At 62.1% G+C, this 14,494-nt stretch carries 12 protein-coding genes; 8 read left to right on the forward strand and 4 right to left on the reverse strand.

Annotation, left to right across the window (positions count from 1 at the left end):
* Nucleotides 1-148: 148 nt before the first annotated feature.
* Nucleotides 149-1,357: a ceramide glucosyltransferase gene (locus tag SINAC_RS25705; RefSeq protein ID WP_015248490.1), complete on the reverse strand. Its 1,209-nt coding sequence runs from the start codon at nt 1,355-1,357 to the stop codon at nt 149-151.
* An 87-nt stretch (nt 1,358-1,444) separates the two neighbouring features.
* Nucleotides 1,445-1,894: a hypothetical protein gene (locus SINAC_RS25710; RefSeq protein ID WP_015248491.1), complete on the reverse strand. Its 450-nt coding sequence runs from the start codon at nt 1,892-1,894 to the stop codon at nt 1,445-1,447.
* Between the two features lie 307 nt (nt 1,895-2,201).
* Here SINAC_RS25710 and SINAC_RS25715 point away from each other — a divergent pair, with 307 nt between their 5' ends.
* Nucleotides 2,202-2,984: a protein-L-isoaspartate(D-aspartate) O-methyltransferase gene (locus SINAC_RS25715; RefSeq protein WP_015248492.1), complete on the forward strand. Its 783-nt coding sequence runs from the start codon at nt 2,202-2,204 to the stop codon at nt 2,982-2,984.
* Nucleotides 2,981-5,854, forward strand: coding sequence for a hypothetical protein (locus SINAC_RS25720; protein WP_015248493.1), 2,874 nt, complete (start codon nt 2,981-2,983; stop codon nt 5,852-5,854). The genes SINAC_RS25715 and SINAC_RS25720 overlap by 4 nt, the downstream gene beginning before the upstream one ends.
* Before the next feature lie 146 nt (nt 5,855-6,000).
* On the opposite strand, the gene cyaB is transcribed toward SINAC_RS25720, so the two are convergent.
* Nucleotides 6,001-6,588 carry a class IV adenylate cyclase gene (cyaB, locus tag SINAC_RS25725; RefSeq protein WP_015248494.1) on the reverse strand — a complete coding sequence of 196 codons (588 nt, stop codon included), beginning with the start codon at nt 6,586-6,588 and terminating at the stop codon, nt 6,001-6,003.
* Between the two features lie 129 nt (nt 6,589-6,717).
* Here cyaB and SINAC_RS25730 point away from each other — a divergent pair, with 129 nt between their 5' ends.
* From SINAC_RS25730 to rpsR, 5 genes are all read left to right on the forward strand, one after another.
* Nucleotides 6,718-7,920: an alpha/beta hydrolase family protein gene (locus SINAC_RS25730; protein WP_015248495.1), complete on the forward strand. Its 1,203-nt coding sequence runs from the start codon at nt 6,718-6,720 to the stop codon at nt 7,918-7,920.
* An 88-nt stretch (nt 7,921-8,008) separates the two neighbouring features.
* Nucleotides 8,009-9,841, forward strand: a complete 1,833-nt coding sequence (locus tag SINAC_RS25735) for an ArnT family glycosyltransferase (RefSeq protein WP_244884900.1) — start codon at nt 8,009-8,011, stop codon at nt 9,839-9,841.
* Nucleotides 9,842-10,008: 167 nt separating this feature from the next.
* Nucleotides 10,009-10,755, forward strand: coding sequence for a sulfotransferase-like domain-containing protein (locus SINAC_RS25740; RefSeq protein ID WP_015248497.1), 747 nt, complete (start codon nt 10,009-10,011; stop codon nt 10,753-10,755).
* Nucleotides 10,756-10,764: 9 nt separating this feature from the next.
* Entirely contained in the window at nt 10,765-11,667 is a 903-nt protein-coding gene (locus tag SINAC_RS25745) for an aminotransferase class IV (protein WP_015248498.1), read from the forward strand.
* 156 nt (nt 11,668-11,823) lie between these two features.
* Nucleotides 11,824-12,066, forward strand: coding sequence for a 30S ribosomal protein S18 (gene rpsR / locus SINAC_RS25750; RefSeq protein WP_015248499.1), 243 nt, complete (start codon nt 11,824-11,826; stop codon nt 12,064-12,066).
* 125 nt (nt 12,067-12,191) lie between these two features.
* Here the strand turns inward: rpsR and SINAC_RS25755 are convergent, their stop codons facing one another.
* Nucleotides 12,192-13,736, reverse strand: a complete 1,545-nt coding sequence (locus SINAC_RS25755) for a DUF1570 domain-containing protein (protein ID WP_020466790.1) — start codon at nt 13,734-13,736, stop codon at nt 12,192-12,194.
* 197 nt (nt 13,737-13,933) lie between these two features.
* On the opposite strand from SINAC_RS25755, the gene SINAC_RS25760 reads away from it, so the two are divergent.
* Nucleotides 13,934-14,485, forward strand: a complete 552-nt coding sequence (locus tag SINAC_RS25760) for a hypothetical protein (protein ID WP_015248501.1) — start codon at nt 13,934-13,936, stop codon at nt 14,483-14,485.
* The last annotated feature ends 9 nt before the right edge of the window (nt 14,486-14,494 follow it).

The raw sequence follows: 14,494 nt of genomic DNA on the forward strand, positions 1-14,494 counted from the left end.
TAATGGAGGCTCCACAGCGCTATCATATCCGTGGAGGAGATACGGATTCGAGAGGAACTGCCCTGTCCGTTCTCAGGGAGATCCAAGGGCGACGGCGTTCCCCTTCACGGAGTTCTGACCGAAGGCCGGCCCGCTCTCCGTCTTCGGCTCAACCCTTGTGTTCCTGCTGCGCTCGAAGCCGCTGAACGCGGCGCACTCGTTGGCGGACTGACAGGGGGACGCCCGTCGAGCGAAGCCGGGTGAACCGGCCGATCCGGAAACGATGCCCGCGCCACTGGACTCGATCGTTCACCAAGGCGTCGAACCAGACGGGCAAGAGGAATAGGTCCTTCGCCGGACTGAGCACGAGGTGTCGCATCCTCGGGAACGTCCCTCGGAGCCAGCGGGTCTGGATCGCGTCACGAGCCATCCCGAGGCCAACCAAGACGACCAGGCCACCCCACGCGATATGCGTTTCGCCCGAGAATGCCCAGACGAGGCCGATCGTTGCGAGATTCGCGGTCGGCTCGATCACGAAGGTGGGAAAGGCGAGCCGGCGGCGGATCTTGTACCATCGCGAGTGGCGGTTGAGGAACCAGCGGAACCCGCGCGTCTGGTTCACGTTCTCGATCACGTGGTGGCTCAGGCGGATCGCATAGCCCGCCTTCCGCACCCTCATGCCGATCACCTGATCTTCGGCCAGCAGGTTGCGCACGGCGGCGAACCCGCCAATTGCCTCGAGCACACGGACCGGCATCAGCATCGACTTACCCACGACGCAGGTCATGCGCAGGAGCGACGCAGCGGCGACCCCGCCGGCAATGAACCCATTGAGCTCGAGGTTCTCGAGCACGGCTCCCGTCTGAACCTCGCCCACCCCCACGAAGAGGTTCGTGACCAGCCCCACCCCAGGCTCGGCGAGGTAGCAGGCCGTTTCCCGCAAATAACTGGGGCGGACTCGGACGTTCGAATCGCTGATCAACAAAATCTCGTGCCGTCGATAACGATCCATGGCCGCGAGACTCTCCACCTTCGGGTTAAGTCCGAAGGCAGGGCAGCCGACGATCAACTGGGCATCTTGTTCCGGGTACTCGGCGAGCAAGCGACTGACGGTCGGAATTGCCGGGTCGTCACTGTCCGCCACGCAGAAGAGCAGTTGAAACGTCGGATAATCAAGTTCGAAGAAGCTCCGGAGGTTCTCCTCAAGTCCCTCATCCAGTCCCTTGAGCGGCTTGTAGATCGAGACCGGGGGGGTGAAAAGCGGGAGATTCGTGCGTCGTCGGGTGGCCCAGAACAGCGCGATCATGCCGAACAGCGTGGTCGTGACGGCAAAGATTGCGATCAGGCCGAGCAGGTAGTTGGCATTGACCATCGCCATGATAGGAAGGCATCCCCGGCGGTGCCGCCGCCGTCGGCCCGAATGTGGGGCGCTCCATCCGGAGCGACTTTAACGTCTCACCGCGTGTCAATCATCCTTGGGTTGCATGCGTAGGTCCATTGGACCTTGACAGCATGGACAGGTCTGCGGATACCGGACGCTAATCGAGCAGATCTCACAATAGTATTCGGGCGTCCGGAGCGTTCCATTGAATTCGACTTTGAAGGAGAGGACCTGGACATAGGGAAGTTTGGGGAGCCGCCGGACCCTGAGTTCCGCCGGCCGATCGCGTAACCGTTCGTCCTGAAAGAGAGCTCGGCTGGCGTCGTCGGAGAGCAGGGGGGTCAGCGTGTTATCCTGGTCTTTGAGGACCACCTGGGTGGCGATCGGAGCCTCGTCGAAGGTTCGTCCCTGCTCGTTCAACGCCTTGGTCAGCTCAACGACCTGGCCTTTCAGTGTGGACACATTCGGCCGGGAACCCTCGACCGGCGCGTCAGCGGACAACGCTAATAGGATGAAGCAAGCCAGCATCGGCATGATCACCCCCTCGATCGTTTGACAAATGAACAGGACAAGTTTGTCGACGTTGGTGGAGGAAGGGTTTGTGCGGGTTCTCAGTATAGCGGGATCTGAAGGAGTGGCCAAGCCGATTCCTCTCAATCCCGAAGCCTCAACGTTCCTTCACACAAAATTGTAGCAACGATTCAGGGGATGTTGAGGGTATCGATGCTCTCGCTGGGGGGCAAGAACTTTCGTACCGGCCAAGGATCCGTGTACCATCAGAGGGATCACTCCCCCGATCGAGGATCTTTCCGTTCTTTCTTCTCCTGGAAGGGGATTCGCCATGTCATTACGGGCGACGCTCGTGTTAGTGATCAGTGTGAGTTTCGCGAGCCAATGCCTCGTCGATGTTCGATCTCGCGGTGATGAGCCTGTGGCGGCCGCGCCTGTGGCTGATCCGACGGAGCCCGCTCGCAAGCGCATGGTCGAGCGTCACCTGGTGGAACGGGGAATCAAGGACCCTCGCGTTCTCGATGCCTTCCGCACCGTTCCTCGCCATCGCTTTCTCCCGGAAAGCACCAGCAGGCAGGCATACGACGACGAATCGATCCCGATCGGCGAGGGGCAGACGATCACCCCCCCCTTCGACGTGGCGTTCATGACCGAGTCGCTTCAGCCGAAGCCGACGGACAAAGTCTATGAAGTCGGCACCGGTTCCGGCTATCAGGCCTCGATTCTTTCGCGACTGGTCAAGGAGGTCTATTCCGTCGAGATCAAGCCGCCGCTGGGGAAGCGGGCCGCTCAAGTCATCAAGGATCTCGGATACACGAACATTCACACCCGGATCGGTGACGGATACGCCGGCTGGCCTGATGCCGCACCGTTTGACGCGATTATCGTCACCTGTGCGCCGGAGGCGATCCCCCAACCGCTCGTCGACCAGCTCAAGGAGGGGGGGCGAATCGTGATTCCGGTGGGGAATCGATTCAACCAGATGGTTTACTATGGGACGAAAAAAGACGGCAAGCTGACTCTCAAGGAGCTCCGCCCGACCTTGTTCGTTCCCATGACCGGCCGCGCGCAGCGTGAGGCGATCGAGGCTCGGAAGAACAAGGAGAAGCCGTGAGAAAGGTCGTTCGGTTCTGGGCCTTGAGCGTCCTCCCCCTCATTGCGTTGGGACCTTGGGTTGTCGGGCAGGAAGAAGAGCTCGAGCGGCCCGCGCCCCCCGCACTCGACGATTTCGAGGGGGACAAGAATAAAGACGGGATCCCCGATGGCTGGTACAACGCCCGGGATGTCGTGCTCGTTTCCGAAGGGGGGAAGGTTGGTCCCCACTGCTTGAAGTTCGAGGTCCGCAAACCGGGACGTCCCGCCCGGCTGAGCCGTGCCTTCGGCATCGACGGCCGGAAGACCGAAGCGGTCATCATCGGCGCCTGGATCCGGCTCGATCAGATTCAGGCGGGCGAACGGCTCGGTGAAGATCCCGGCATCATGATTGATTTTCTGGGCGAGGGGCTTCGTGCCTTGCGCCGAGGAACGCTTGGCCCGTGGGGGAGAACCCCCAGCGGGCGCTGGACTCGGGTCTCGAAGCGCATTCCCGTTCCGCCCGGCACGCGCGACGCGATCATGTCGGTGGGACTGCTTGGTGCCACCGGCATCCTGGAGGTCGATGGCCTGACGGTGGAACTGGTCCCGGTCGGTGGGACGGAGAGTACGAATCTGGTGAATAACGGCGATTTCGAGCTGGGGGACCCGGCTCCGTTCGCCTGGAACCTGGAAAACGGCGCTCAACGCTCGTTCCCTGGCTTCCAATCGGATTCGGCGATTGAGCTTCCCAGGTCGGGCGCACGCGCCTTGACCGGTCTCGCCGTGGCGATCGAATCGTTCGGCCAGCTCAATGTCTCGGTCAGGGTTCGTGCTCAAGGATTACGCGGAGCAGGGGGGGCTGCGGGGAACCTTTTCTTTGTCGATAGTAACGGGCGACCGGTGGGAGGCGCCGGTGGCGGTGCCAATCTCTTCCGTTGGGCCGGTTCGTTCGACTGGCGGGTCGCTCGTGCCACCGTTCCGGTCCCTGCCGGAGCGAGCCGCGCCGTGCTCCAGTTTGAGAAGTCCGACAGCAACGGCCTGCTTCGGGTTGACGATGTCGTGGTGACCGCCGCACCCGATCCGAAGTTGGGGGCCTGGACCCCTTATCACGTTGAGGATGACACGACGGGGTGGCCCGCCGTGACGCCTTCCCAATCGATCGACGCCAAGTCCGCACTCGATGCGTCCTTCCTCCTGGATGGACCCGCCGGAAAGCATGGATTCGTCACTGTCCGCGACGGTCGGCTCGCCTTTTCCAAAGGGGGCCGCGCCCGCTTCTTTGGCGTCTATCTCTTACCCCCCTCCGCCTACCTCGAATCCGAGGAGGCCGATGCCCTGGCCACGCGCCTGGCGCGATCGGGGATCAATCTGGTTCGACTCGCCGATCTCGATACGGCGCTCGGGCCCGACCGCAGCCTGTACGATGATACCCGCGACGATACCAAGGTGTTTGATACCATCGCCTTGGCCAGGCTCGATCATCTGATTGCCGCACTCAAATCACGTGGTATCTACGTTGCGTTGGAGCTCCAGAGCGCCCGGCGCTTCCGGGCGGACGACGGGGTGACCAATCCATACGCCCTGCCGCCGGGTGGCGGGCCGGCGGCCGAGTTCGACCCTGCGATTGGTAAGCTCACGCTCCAGTCGGCCAAGGCATTGCTTGAACATGTGAACCCCGAAACGGGGCTCGCCTTGCGGGACGACCCGGTCCTGGCCTGGGTCACGCTGGCCGGAGAGACTTCGCTCTTCGACCAGATCGAACGGCCGGAAACGTTGCCGGCCGAGTATTCGGCATCGCTTCGCGCGCTCGCCGCAAAGAGTAAGGTGGGCGGAATTCGGCGGATCTGGCAGGAGCTTGGTGAGGTCCACTGGAGAGAGATGGCGAATTCGCTTCGCAAGGACAAGCTCCGGGTGCCGATCGCCGGGGTCTCGCACTGGCGTCGCGATCCCGAGTTCTCTGCGCAGCAAGCGGCGACCGGCTTCGACCTGATCGACGATCGGCTGTACTGGTCGCCCCCCCCTTGGGCGGCCCCCGAGCGTCGCTCGCTCCTCTGGAGCCAGGATGGGGCTCTTCTCTCCGGGGCGACCCATAAACGAAGGTCCGACCGTCCCTATGTGGCGAGTCAGTGGTGTCTTCAGACGCGAGGCGGGTGGGCCTTGCCCTACGAGGCAGCCGATCAGATGCTGGCCGTCGATATCGCCGTGTCCGACGATTGGGATGCCCTGGTGCGCCGAGGGATCTTTCTCCACCCGCAACCTTGGGGAAGCGCCGCGGCCGGGATCGGCGGTGGTGAAGACCTCTTCCAGCTTCCCGAAGTGGTCAATGGGATGCCCCAGATTTATTCCCTCTGGCCGCACGCCGCTTCGATCCTTTTACGGGGTGAGCGCACCACCGACTCGCATTCGGGACAGGCCACTCGATCTCCTTTACGTCACCGGGCCAACCATGCCGTCGCGGGGTGGGACCCGAGCCGGGGCCGGCTCGTGATCGAGACGCCGTTCACTCAGGGCTTTGCGGGCTGGCCGGGGGGGGAGGCCGCAGCGTTCGAGCACCTCGTGTTCGAGACGGATCAGCCCTACGCCGTGCTTGTCGCCTCCTCCGTGGGCACGGCCCCGATCGCCACCAGCAAACGCCTTCTGGTGACGGCCGTGGCACGAGTCGAACCGACCGGCTTCCGCTGGGTGGACGAGTCGAAGGTCGACGTGGCCGAGCCGGGCACGCCCCCTTTGCTCCAGGAGCCGATTCGTGCCAAGGTGCTCTGGCGCCGCAAGGGGAGCGTCAAGGCGTATCCCCTCGACAACAACGGTACGCGAGGCGCCGCAGTCCCTCTCGTCGAAAAAGAGGAAGGGGTCGAACTGGCGATCAACGGATCGAACGCGAACTTCCATTGGGAGTTGGTCGAAGAATAAAACCAATCAAGAATGACATGTTTATGTTCTTGGATTGGTTGGTTTTTCTGAAGGCAAGCGGGGAGCGTGAGCTCCCCGCTTGCCTTCCTGGCGAGTGAAACTTCCATTTCCTGTCTTCCACTGTTTGCCTTGGAAGACCAGTCGACTCACTGCCGGGCAGCTTCCGCGTCAAGGTGCATACGCAGGTAGGATCGCGGCTCGACGTCGGTCAGTCCGAGTTCGCGGGCCAGGTCGATCACGGCGGCTTGGGCGGCCGGTAGGTTGGCCTCTTTAGCCGCGAATGCCTCGACTTCGGCGAACTCGCCCAACCCTTCGGCCGTGTCGAGTACGACCTCGATCGGAAGGCCCTGGTATTCGAGATGGTAGGGCTGCCTGGTCTTCCGGACGGCGGCGACTTTGCGGAACCCGAGGTGATTGAACAGGCGGAACAACTGCTCGAACGACGGTTCGCCTTCCGCAAACGGGACCTCGATCTCCTCACGCGACTTGGTGGGTCCGCTCAGGCGGGGCCCTTTGTAGGTGATCCGGTTTTCGGTGCCAATCCGGCGAATGCGAAAGGCTTCGTTGGTCTGGGCAAAGTCGCGCGAGGGATGGCTGAGGTAAACATCCTCGTGCGCAACTTGGGGTTCGGCCCTGGCCCCCATCTCGGCCAATCGGCGGATGAGCTCAAGGTGGCTGTTCGTCCGGAACTTGATCTCGACCTCAAAGCTCATGGAAGCAGGACCAGCGTTCATAAAGAGGTCCGGGGTCAGTCGCGGAGCGAGAACCACCGGGTCAAACCTTGTTCGGGCCGCATTGGCGACACTACCATAAGTCGCTGACGTCCCGCCACAACTCCTGGTCCCTCGAGGAGAAGGTTCTTGATGAGTTATCCTCGCCGCTCCGCGTTACTCGTACTTCTCCTCACGACGATCTTCCCCGGAGAACCGGCTAAGGCCGGTCCCCCCGAGCGGGGATTCACAGGCCCTTGGAATCTGGAATCGCTCAAAGAGGCACCGCAAGCGACGTGGGGAGCGGAGTCGGACCTGATCCGTGAAGTCTACTACGAGGGCGAATCGTTTCAGGGTAAGCCGACCCGCGTTTTCGCCTACTACGGAAAACCGAAGGGGGAGGGGCCCTTTCCCGCCATGGTCCTGGTCCATGGCGGTGGCGGTAAAGCGTTTCGGGAGTGGGCGAAGCTCTGGGCTGAACGGGGCTACGCGGCGCTGGCGATGGATCTGGCGGGACATGGACCGGACGGGCCCAGGCTCGACGACGGTGGGCCCGATCAGGATGACCATGGCAAGTTCCAAGACTTCGCCGACTCGGATGTGGGGCAGATGTGGACCTATCATGCCGTGGCTGCCGTGATTCGGGGGCACTCGCTCCTGGCCGCTCGGCCCGAGGTCGACGCGAAGCGGATCGGGATCACGGGGATTAGCTGGGGAGGCTACCTGACCTGCATCGTTGCCGGATTGGATGACCGGCTCAAGGTTGCCGTCCCGGTCTATGGGTGTGGCTTCCTGAATGACAACAGCTTTTGGCTCGGTCAGTTCAAGGCGATGTCGCCCACTCTGCGCGATCGGTGGCTCTCCCTATTCGACCCATCGAAATACCTTGGCGGTGTGCGCTGTCCGATCCTCTTTGTGAATGGCACCAACGACTTTGCCTACCCGCTGGATAGCTACCAGAAGTCCTACCACCTGGTGCCAGGGCCGGTCGACCTGTGCGTCACTGTGCGGATGCCCCATGGCCACTCCCAAGGATGGACACCTCAGGAGATCGGCCTGTTCGTCGGCAGCGTTCTCGAGGGGGGCAAGCGACTCGCCCGCCTCGGTGCCCCTGTAATCGCCGACGGACTCGCCTCGGCGGCCATCGAGAGCCAGACTCCTCTGGTCCAGGCCGAGCTGGCGTATACGACCGACGAAGGCGAGTGGCCGAAGCGTGAGTGGAAGACGGTTGAAGCCACCCTCTCCGAAGGCAAGGCGTCGGCAATGTTGCCCGAGAAAAGACCCCTGGTGTTTTTTCTGACGGTCAAGGACGATCGGGGGGCGGTGGCGAGCTCGCCGCACGTCGAGTTGAAGTAAACGTAAGAGTCCTCAAAATTGGAAAAATCGTCCTTTTCATTCAAGGCCTGAAGCGAGTTTGTCGATCAATGAGGTGGGATCTTCGTCAATGAGCGGAGATCCCGCCGAAGCGACGAAGACGATGGAACGTCGGTGGGTTCACGCAAGTGCGGCGGAGATGCCCCCCTCAATTCGCCCAGCCTCTCGTGGCGGATCAGCCTTAGCTCATGGAGGAAACGTGGCCGCGATCGACCCGACACTTCTCGCCACGAACGACACCCCTTCGCGACGAACCTGGCCGGTCCGCCAGGCGGTCCTGGTGGGCCTTCTTGCCTTGATCTTAAATCTGGCGGGTAATGGTCGTATCAGCCTTTTCGACCGTGATGAGCCGCGCTATGCGGGGGCCACTCGCGAGATGCGGGCGAGCGGCGACTGGGTCCATCCGACCTTCAACGCCGAGCCCCGGTATCACAAGCCGGTGCTGATCTATTGGCTGATGATGGCTGGCACGGCGCTGGGGGGAGACAACCCGTTCGGCGTGCGGCTGGTCTCCTCGTTGGCGGGGGCCGCCACCTGCCTGGTCGTCTGGGCTTGGGGCCGTCGGATGCTGGGCGAGAGGGCGGGCCTGCTCGCCGGCCTGATCCTGGCCACGGCCCCGATCGTCGTGGCCGAGTCGAAGATGGCGACCACGGACGCGACCCTGATGCTCTGGGTGGTGGGCTGCCAGTTCTGCCTCTGGGAGCTGTCACAGCGTAGTTCGTGGAAGATCGCGGCGCTCTTTTGGACCTTGCTCGGGCTGGCTATTCTGACCAAGTCCCCCGCCGGGCCCGTGCTCCTGGTGGCCTCAGGGGCCGTCTCGTGGTGGTTGGGAGGGCCGACCTCCTTTTTGAAGCGGCTCCACTGGCGTTGGGGGCCTTTACTCTGTGCGGCGATCGTCCTTCCCTGGAACGTGGCGATCCTGTTGAGGTCTCAGGGCGAGTATTACCATGTCGCCGTCGGTTACCATATCATTCGCCGGGCGACGTCCGGGCTCGAAGAGCACGGCGGGTTTCCCGGCTATTACGTCGTCTTGAGCTTCCTGACCTGTTTTCCCTGGTCAGCGCTGCTGCCGGCAGCGCTCTACGCCGGCTGGTCACGCCGGAAAGAGTCTCCCGTCTTCGGGTTCCTGCTGGGCTGGATCGTCGGCCCTTTGATCTTGCTGGAATGCGTGCGGACGAAGCTGATCCACTATTATCTGCCGGCATTCCCCGCCTGGGCCTTGCTGCTCGCCTGGATGCTCGTCGCCGTGACCGAGTCGGAAGTCACGCTCGACTTCTGGAAGATGGGGCGCCTCGCGGTTCGGCTCCTGTGGGTGATCTCGGCGGGCGCGATCGCCGGACTCCTAGCCGCCGCCTGGTTCGCGCCTCCTGGGCTCCGCGCGGCGAGTCTCGTCCTCTCGGCTGTTATGCTCGTCGGTGCCCTCCTGTTTCACGTCCACTACAAGGTGGGAGGCATCGAGCGCGCAACGAGGGTTTTGATCGCCTCGAGCGCAGTCATGACCTTGCTGATGGGCGTCTGGGTGTTGCCGGCCCTCGAGCCATATCGGATCTCGGGCGTCATTGGCCGGCGGCTCGCCGAACTCGAAGTTCGCGAGCAAGCCAAGGCGATCCTCTGCACGTTTGACCTTCCAGGTGTGGTCTATGCCCTCGGCCATTCGGCGCCCGTGGCTCGTGGCCTCGACAAGCTGGTCGCCCAGGTCAACCGGGACAAGAAAGTAATTGTGGCGCTCCGCCCGCAAGAAGTGCCGTTCCTCCAGCGCGAAGCTCGGTTGGAGCTCGATATCAAGGAGATCTTCCGAGGCTTTAACCTCGATAAGGGGCGAAGCGAAACGCTGATGATGACCGTGCTCCGACCGAGGGGGTCGGCCCTTGCGATTCAGCCGAGTTCCGCAGTCATCCGGTAGGCAGCGGCAGGGTCACCCACCGTCGCGATTCGGTCGACGGTGGGTTTCAATTCGCTGACGTTAGGCCATAATCAAAGGGTTAGCAAGACCGGACTGGGCCGGATGAACCAAGGCAGCCGCGCCCTTTGGATCCGCCCCGTCCAGGCTCCAACGACGCTCGAGCCGCCATGTCTTTTCCCCTTCGTATTGCCATGTGGTCGGGCCCGCGAAATATCTCGACGGCGCTCATGCGCTCGTGGGGCAATCGTCCCGACACGTTCGTTTCGGACGAACCGCTTTACGCCCACTATCTGCAGCAGACGGGCATCGACCATCCCGGGGCCGCCGAGGTGATCGCGGGACACGAGCCCGACTGGCGTAAGGTGGTCGCCTGGTTGACTGGTCCCATTCCCGAAGGAAAGCCCATCTTCTTCCAGAAGCAGATGGCCCATCACCTCTTGCCCCAGATCGACCGCGCCTGGCTCGGGCTGGTCTCCAACGCCTTCCTGATCCGCGACCCTCGCGCGATGGTCGCGTCGCTCGCCAAGGTTCTTCCCCATCCGACGGTTGCCGACACGGGCTTGTCCCAGCAGGTGGAGATCTTCGAGTGGGTCAGGCGTCACGGTGGCACGATCCCGCCAGTGATCGATGCCCGCGACGTCCTCGAAGACCCAGGCACCATGCTGACGCTGTTGTGCGATGCGCTGGGGGTTCCCTTTCTGGACGCGATGCTCTCCTGGCCTGCGGGACGACGCTCCAGCGACGGAGTCTGGGCCAAGTACTGGTACGCGAACGTTGAGAAGAGTACCTCGTTCCAGCAACCGACCGTCTCCAGTGAGCCGTTCCCCGTCCATCTCGAGGGACTGCTCCAGGAGTGCGTCCCCTACTACGAAACGCTCCATGACCATCGTTTGAGACGACCTGGCGGGGATTGAGGAGAGCTCATGCTTCAGCAATACGATGAACGCAACCGCGACCTGATCGTCAACATCAATGGCGACCTGCGGCATCGTGACCAGGCGGGGATCAGTCCGTTCGACTCGGCCGTCCAAGGAGGGGACGCTGTTTGGGAAGGGCTGAGGCTCTATAATGGTCGGATTTTTCGACTGATCGAGCACCTCGACCGGCTCCGGAGTTCGGCGCTCGCGCTGGCGTTTGCCGAAATCCCATCGCACGAAGCGATGATCGAACAGATTCGCCGTACGCTGGAGGTGAATCAGATGCGCGATGGCGTTCATCTTCGCCTGACCCTGACGCGAGGGGTCAAGGTCACGTCGGGGATGGATCCCCGGCTCAATCGCGCGGGACCGACACTGATCGTTCTGGCCGAGCACAAGCCGCCGGTTTACGACAAGGCAGGGATCACGCTCCTGACCAGCACGATTCGTCGCCCCCCTCCCGATAGCCTGGACCCCAAGATCCACCACTGCAACCTGATCCCGTCGATCCTCGCCAAGATTCAGGCCAATGCCGCCGGGGCGGACGATGCCCTGATGCTCGATGCCCGTGGGTTCGTGGCTGAAACCAATGCCACGCACGTGTTTGTGGTCACCAAGGGAGAGGTGGCCACGAGCCGAACCCTGGCCTGTCCCGAGGGGATCACCCGGACCGTGGTCCTCGAGCTCTGCCAGCGGCACGCGATCCCCCACGCCGAGCGTGACCTATCGCTCACCGAGGTTTATCGCGCCGATGAGGTCTTCTGTACCGGGACGATGGGCGAGCTTGCCCCGGTGACGAAGATCGATGGCCGGACCATCGGCGACGGGAGTGTTGGCCCCTTGGCCGTTCGGCTCGGGGCCTTGTTTCGTGCGCTGACCGCGACCGAAGGGTTTGTAGTGGTTGCCTAGTCAAATCGGGCCGAGAGCGATTCCTCGCGCATGGGGGACTTGACCCATGCTCGGAAATTCCCTATCGTTATGGTTTCCCGATGAGGTTGGCCACACCGCCAAGCGACTCGCTCCGTCCACGCAAGGGTTTTGAGTTCGTCCGAGGACACCTGGTCTATGCCGCGGAAAAAATTTGGTCGAAACCGGAAGAACCGCTGCCGGTTCTGCACTCCCGAAGGCTGCCCGCGTCCGGCGTATGTCGATTACAAGGACGTTGGCCTGCTCAAGAAGCTCTGCACCAACCAGAGCAAGATGTTCTCACGCAAGCGGAGTGGAAACTGTGCGGCGTTCCAGCGCGCGTCGAGCGACGCAGTGAAGCGGGCCCGCTTCATGGCGCTCATTCCCTACGTGGGCGAGTAATGCGATTCTGCGGGGCGTGAGACCACGGCTGTCTTGCGTCCCTCTTTTTTTTTCTTCCCCAGCCTGCTTTTTTTCACCCACCTCTGCTGGCGGTGACCACCGCCCCGAATTCCCAACAGGTTGTCTCAGCCTTGTTTCAGGAATTCCAAGAACTCTTTGTCGAGGTCTTCGTAAGAAACGCCCAGGCGCTCTTGGAGCGATTGGCCTGTGTTACGGCGGAGTAGGCCGCGATAGGCGTCCTTGGCGTAGTCGAGAAACGGTTCACGGTAAGCCTTCTCGCGACCTTGCATCAAGAAGACAGCCAAGGCCATCGACTCGGCGTAGTGGAGATAGATCGAATCCCGCGTGTTGAAGGCCGCCTGATCGAATTGCAATAACTGTTCGATCGGCACGAATTCGCCTTGCTCCAGTTTCACACGCGCGGCGTCGATCCTGGGACCGACGAGTCCCCCGACCATCATGACCCCGTCTGACCCCATGACCACCGTCTCGAAATAGGTGCCGAGACCCTCGAAGACCCAGTAATTGCCAACGTTCTTGTTGTAGGCATTTCGTCCTGCCGTCTCGAACAAGAGTTGGTGGGATACCTCGTGAAAGAGGGTGGCGGTTGCGTTGATCTCGCCCTCGGGATCGTGGAAGAAATAGGCTGGGGCACGCTTCCCTTTCCCGGGCTTCAGGGGGATGTAAATTCCCAGGCTTTCCGCGATCGTGGGCTCATAAGGGATGAGGTAGTCGACGTACTCCTGCTTGTTCTTGAAGTAATAGACCTGGTGCGGGTCGTTGCTCTTTTCTCCGACCATTTTTTTGTCGCGGAACCGCTGAGCCAGGGGAAGACGCTTGTCGGACTCAATCACGTCGGCGAGTAGCGAGCAGAAGAGGTCGTGAAACGCTTCGAGTTGCCGGCCGAAGGCGATGGCCTGGGAGAAAGGGACGTTGGTCTGGATCTTGAAATGCTCCGTGGAGATCCTCCAGCCGCTTTTCCAAGGGCTATGGAGCTGGTCTGCCTGCTCGGCGGGGAGCCAACGGACCGTCGTTTGTCCACGGATCGGCGGGGCGGGAAGCTCGCCATTCTCGAGGTGGGAAACCCACGACGAATGGACCCAACCAAACGTCGGGTGGTCGACCATGCCCTTGCGGAACTGGCTGGTTGCGAACGGGGTGGCCCAGCCCTTTTCATAGGGGATGTAACCAAGGAGTCGTCGTGCTTCGGGGTGGTCGGGCTGCCGACTGAGCACGCCGCGCAAGCACGTATCGGCCAGGGCATAATGCGTGGGGATCGAGCCGGCCGCACGCTCCGCCAGGTTGAAGAGTGCTGAGGCGGTCGTCTCTTGAATCGTGCGCAGCTCGCCGTTCCAGGGTTCTGCATCGCCTGATTTGGCCGCGACATTGGCCAAGCCGTTCAATGTCGAGGAGTCGACCTTGGGAAGCAGGACAAACCGCGTGGCCCCCCCGGCCTGGGGGGTGGGTTCTATTTTGGCTCGAACCGCCTTGGCCGCGCTGGACTGGCCTTGTTGAATCAACCGGGTGGCCAGACCTTCGAGTCGCGCAGATTCCTGCTCTCGGATCGCCCGAAGTTCTTGACGAAGGTCAGCGGATGGCTTCGCCGTTTGGTCTGGTGGGGGGACCTGGAGCGTCAGAAGGAGTCCCAGGCTGCAATAAAAGGCCATCATTCGCATTTCCCTTGCAAGCCATGATTCAGAGAGGAGAGCAGGGCGGCCGTCGCTCTGAGAACTTGGACGATCTGTCCTCAGGGCTTGTTCGGTTCCTCTGGACGGGTTCGATCAACTGGCGCACAATGCGCGCCGCAGTGAGGTTGGGATGACCTCGAAATCGATTTTCGCGAGGTGAAAAAAAAGGAGTCCGCCCGATGCCAACGACGCCGAGAAAAATACCCCGCGCAGTCATTCTTGTGATCGGCCTGGCGGCTGGTTGGGGCATCGATCATCTCCCACGCTCCGGATCCGTCGTCCTGGCTCATGGCGGCGATCGGTCAGGGGAATCCATCCTGGCGAGCGGGCCGGTCATGCTCGGCTACAACGATAAGAAGCGGGTCCAGATCCCGCTCGAAGCGATCTACTACCTCGACTACAAGGCGGGGCGTCTGCTGGCGACCATTCCCTCGTTCAAGCAATCGGTCGGTGCGGCCAAACTGATCGATTCCTTCGCCGAGCGCGACCTTGTGGCTGACTTCAAGATCAACCTCGACTCCGGTCCACGGCCCCAGTTCTTGATGACGACCGGCTCACTGGGGACCTACAGCGAGGGCTGGGCGCCCCTCTTTGTCTTTGAAACCACCACGAGTCAAGTCGCGGTCTACAAGGTCGAGCAGCAGATGGTCGGGGCGAAAACGACACCCAAGTTTGAACTGATGGAACTTCAGGCTCTTCCGGCGGCGATCCCTCCACCGGAACCACGTTGAGCCTGCCCT

The organism is Singulisphaera acidiphila DSM 18658, assembly GCF_000242455.2.
GTDB classification, from domain to species: domain Bacteria; phylum Planctomycetota; class Planctomycetia; order Isosphaerales; family Isosphaeraceae; genus Singulisphaera; species Singulisphaera acidiphila.

What these genes read in the sequence shown, in the direction of transcription:
- SINAC_RS25705 (WP_015248490.1), bottom strand. Translation starts at nt 1,357, where the DNA reads ATGGCGATGGTCAATGCCAACTACCTGCTCGGCCTGATCGCAATCTTT.
- SINAC_RS25710 (WP_015248491.1), bottom strand. Translation starts at nt 1,894, where the DNA reads ATGCCGATGCTGGCTTGCTTCATCCTATTAGCGTTGTCCGCTGACGCG.
- SINAC_RS25715 (WP_015248492.1), top strand. Translation starts at nt 2,202, where the DNA reads ATGTCATTACGGGCGACGCTCGTGTTAGTGATCAGTGTGAGTTTCGCG.
- cyaB (WP_015248494.1), bottom strand. Translation starts at nt 6,588, where the DNA reads ATGAACGCTGGTCCTGCTTCCATGAGCTTTGAGGTCGAGATCAAGTTC.
- SINAC_RS25730 (WP_015248495.1), top strand. Translation starts at nt 6,718, where the DNA reads ATGAGTTATCCTCGCCGCTCCGCGTTACTCGTACTTCTCCTCACGACG.
- SINAC_RS25735 (WP_244884900.1), top strand. Translation starts at nt 8,009, where the DNA reads ATGAGCGGAGATCCCGCCGAAGCGACGAAGACGATGGAACGTCGGTGG.
- SINAC_RS25740 (WP_015248497.1), top strand. Translation starts at nt 10,009, where the DNA reads ATGTCTTTTCCCCTTCGTATTGCCATGTGGTCGGGCCCGCGAAATATC.
- SINAC_RS25745 (WP_015248498.1), top strand. Translation starts at nt 10,765, where the DNA reads ATGCTTCAGCAATACGATGAACGCAACCGCGACCTGATCGTCAACATC.
- rpsR (WP_015248499.1), top strand. Translation starts at nt 11,824, where the DNA reads ATGCCGCGGAAAAAATTTGGTCGAAACCGGAAGAACCGCTGCCGGTTC.
- SINAC_RS25755 (WP_020466790.1), bottom strand. Translation starts at nt 13,736, where the DNA reads ATGATGGCCTTTTATTGCAGCCTGGGACTCCTTCTGACGCTCCAGGTC.
- SINAC_RS25760 (WP_015248501.1), top strand. Translation starts at nt 13,934, where the DNA reads ATGCCAACGACGCCGAGAAAAATACCCCGCGCAGTCATTCTTGTGATC.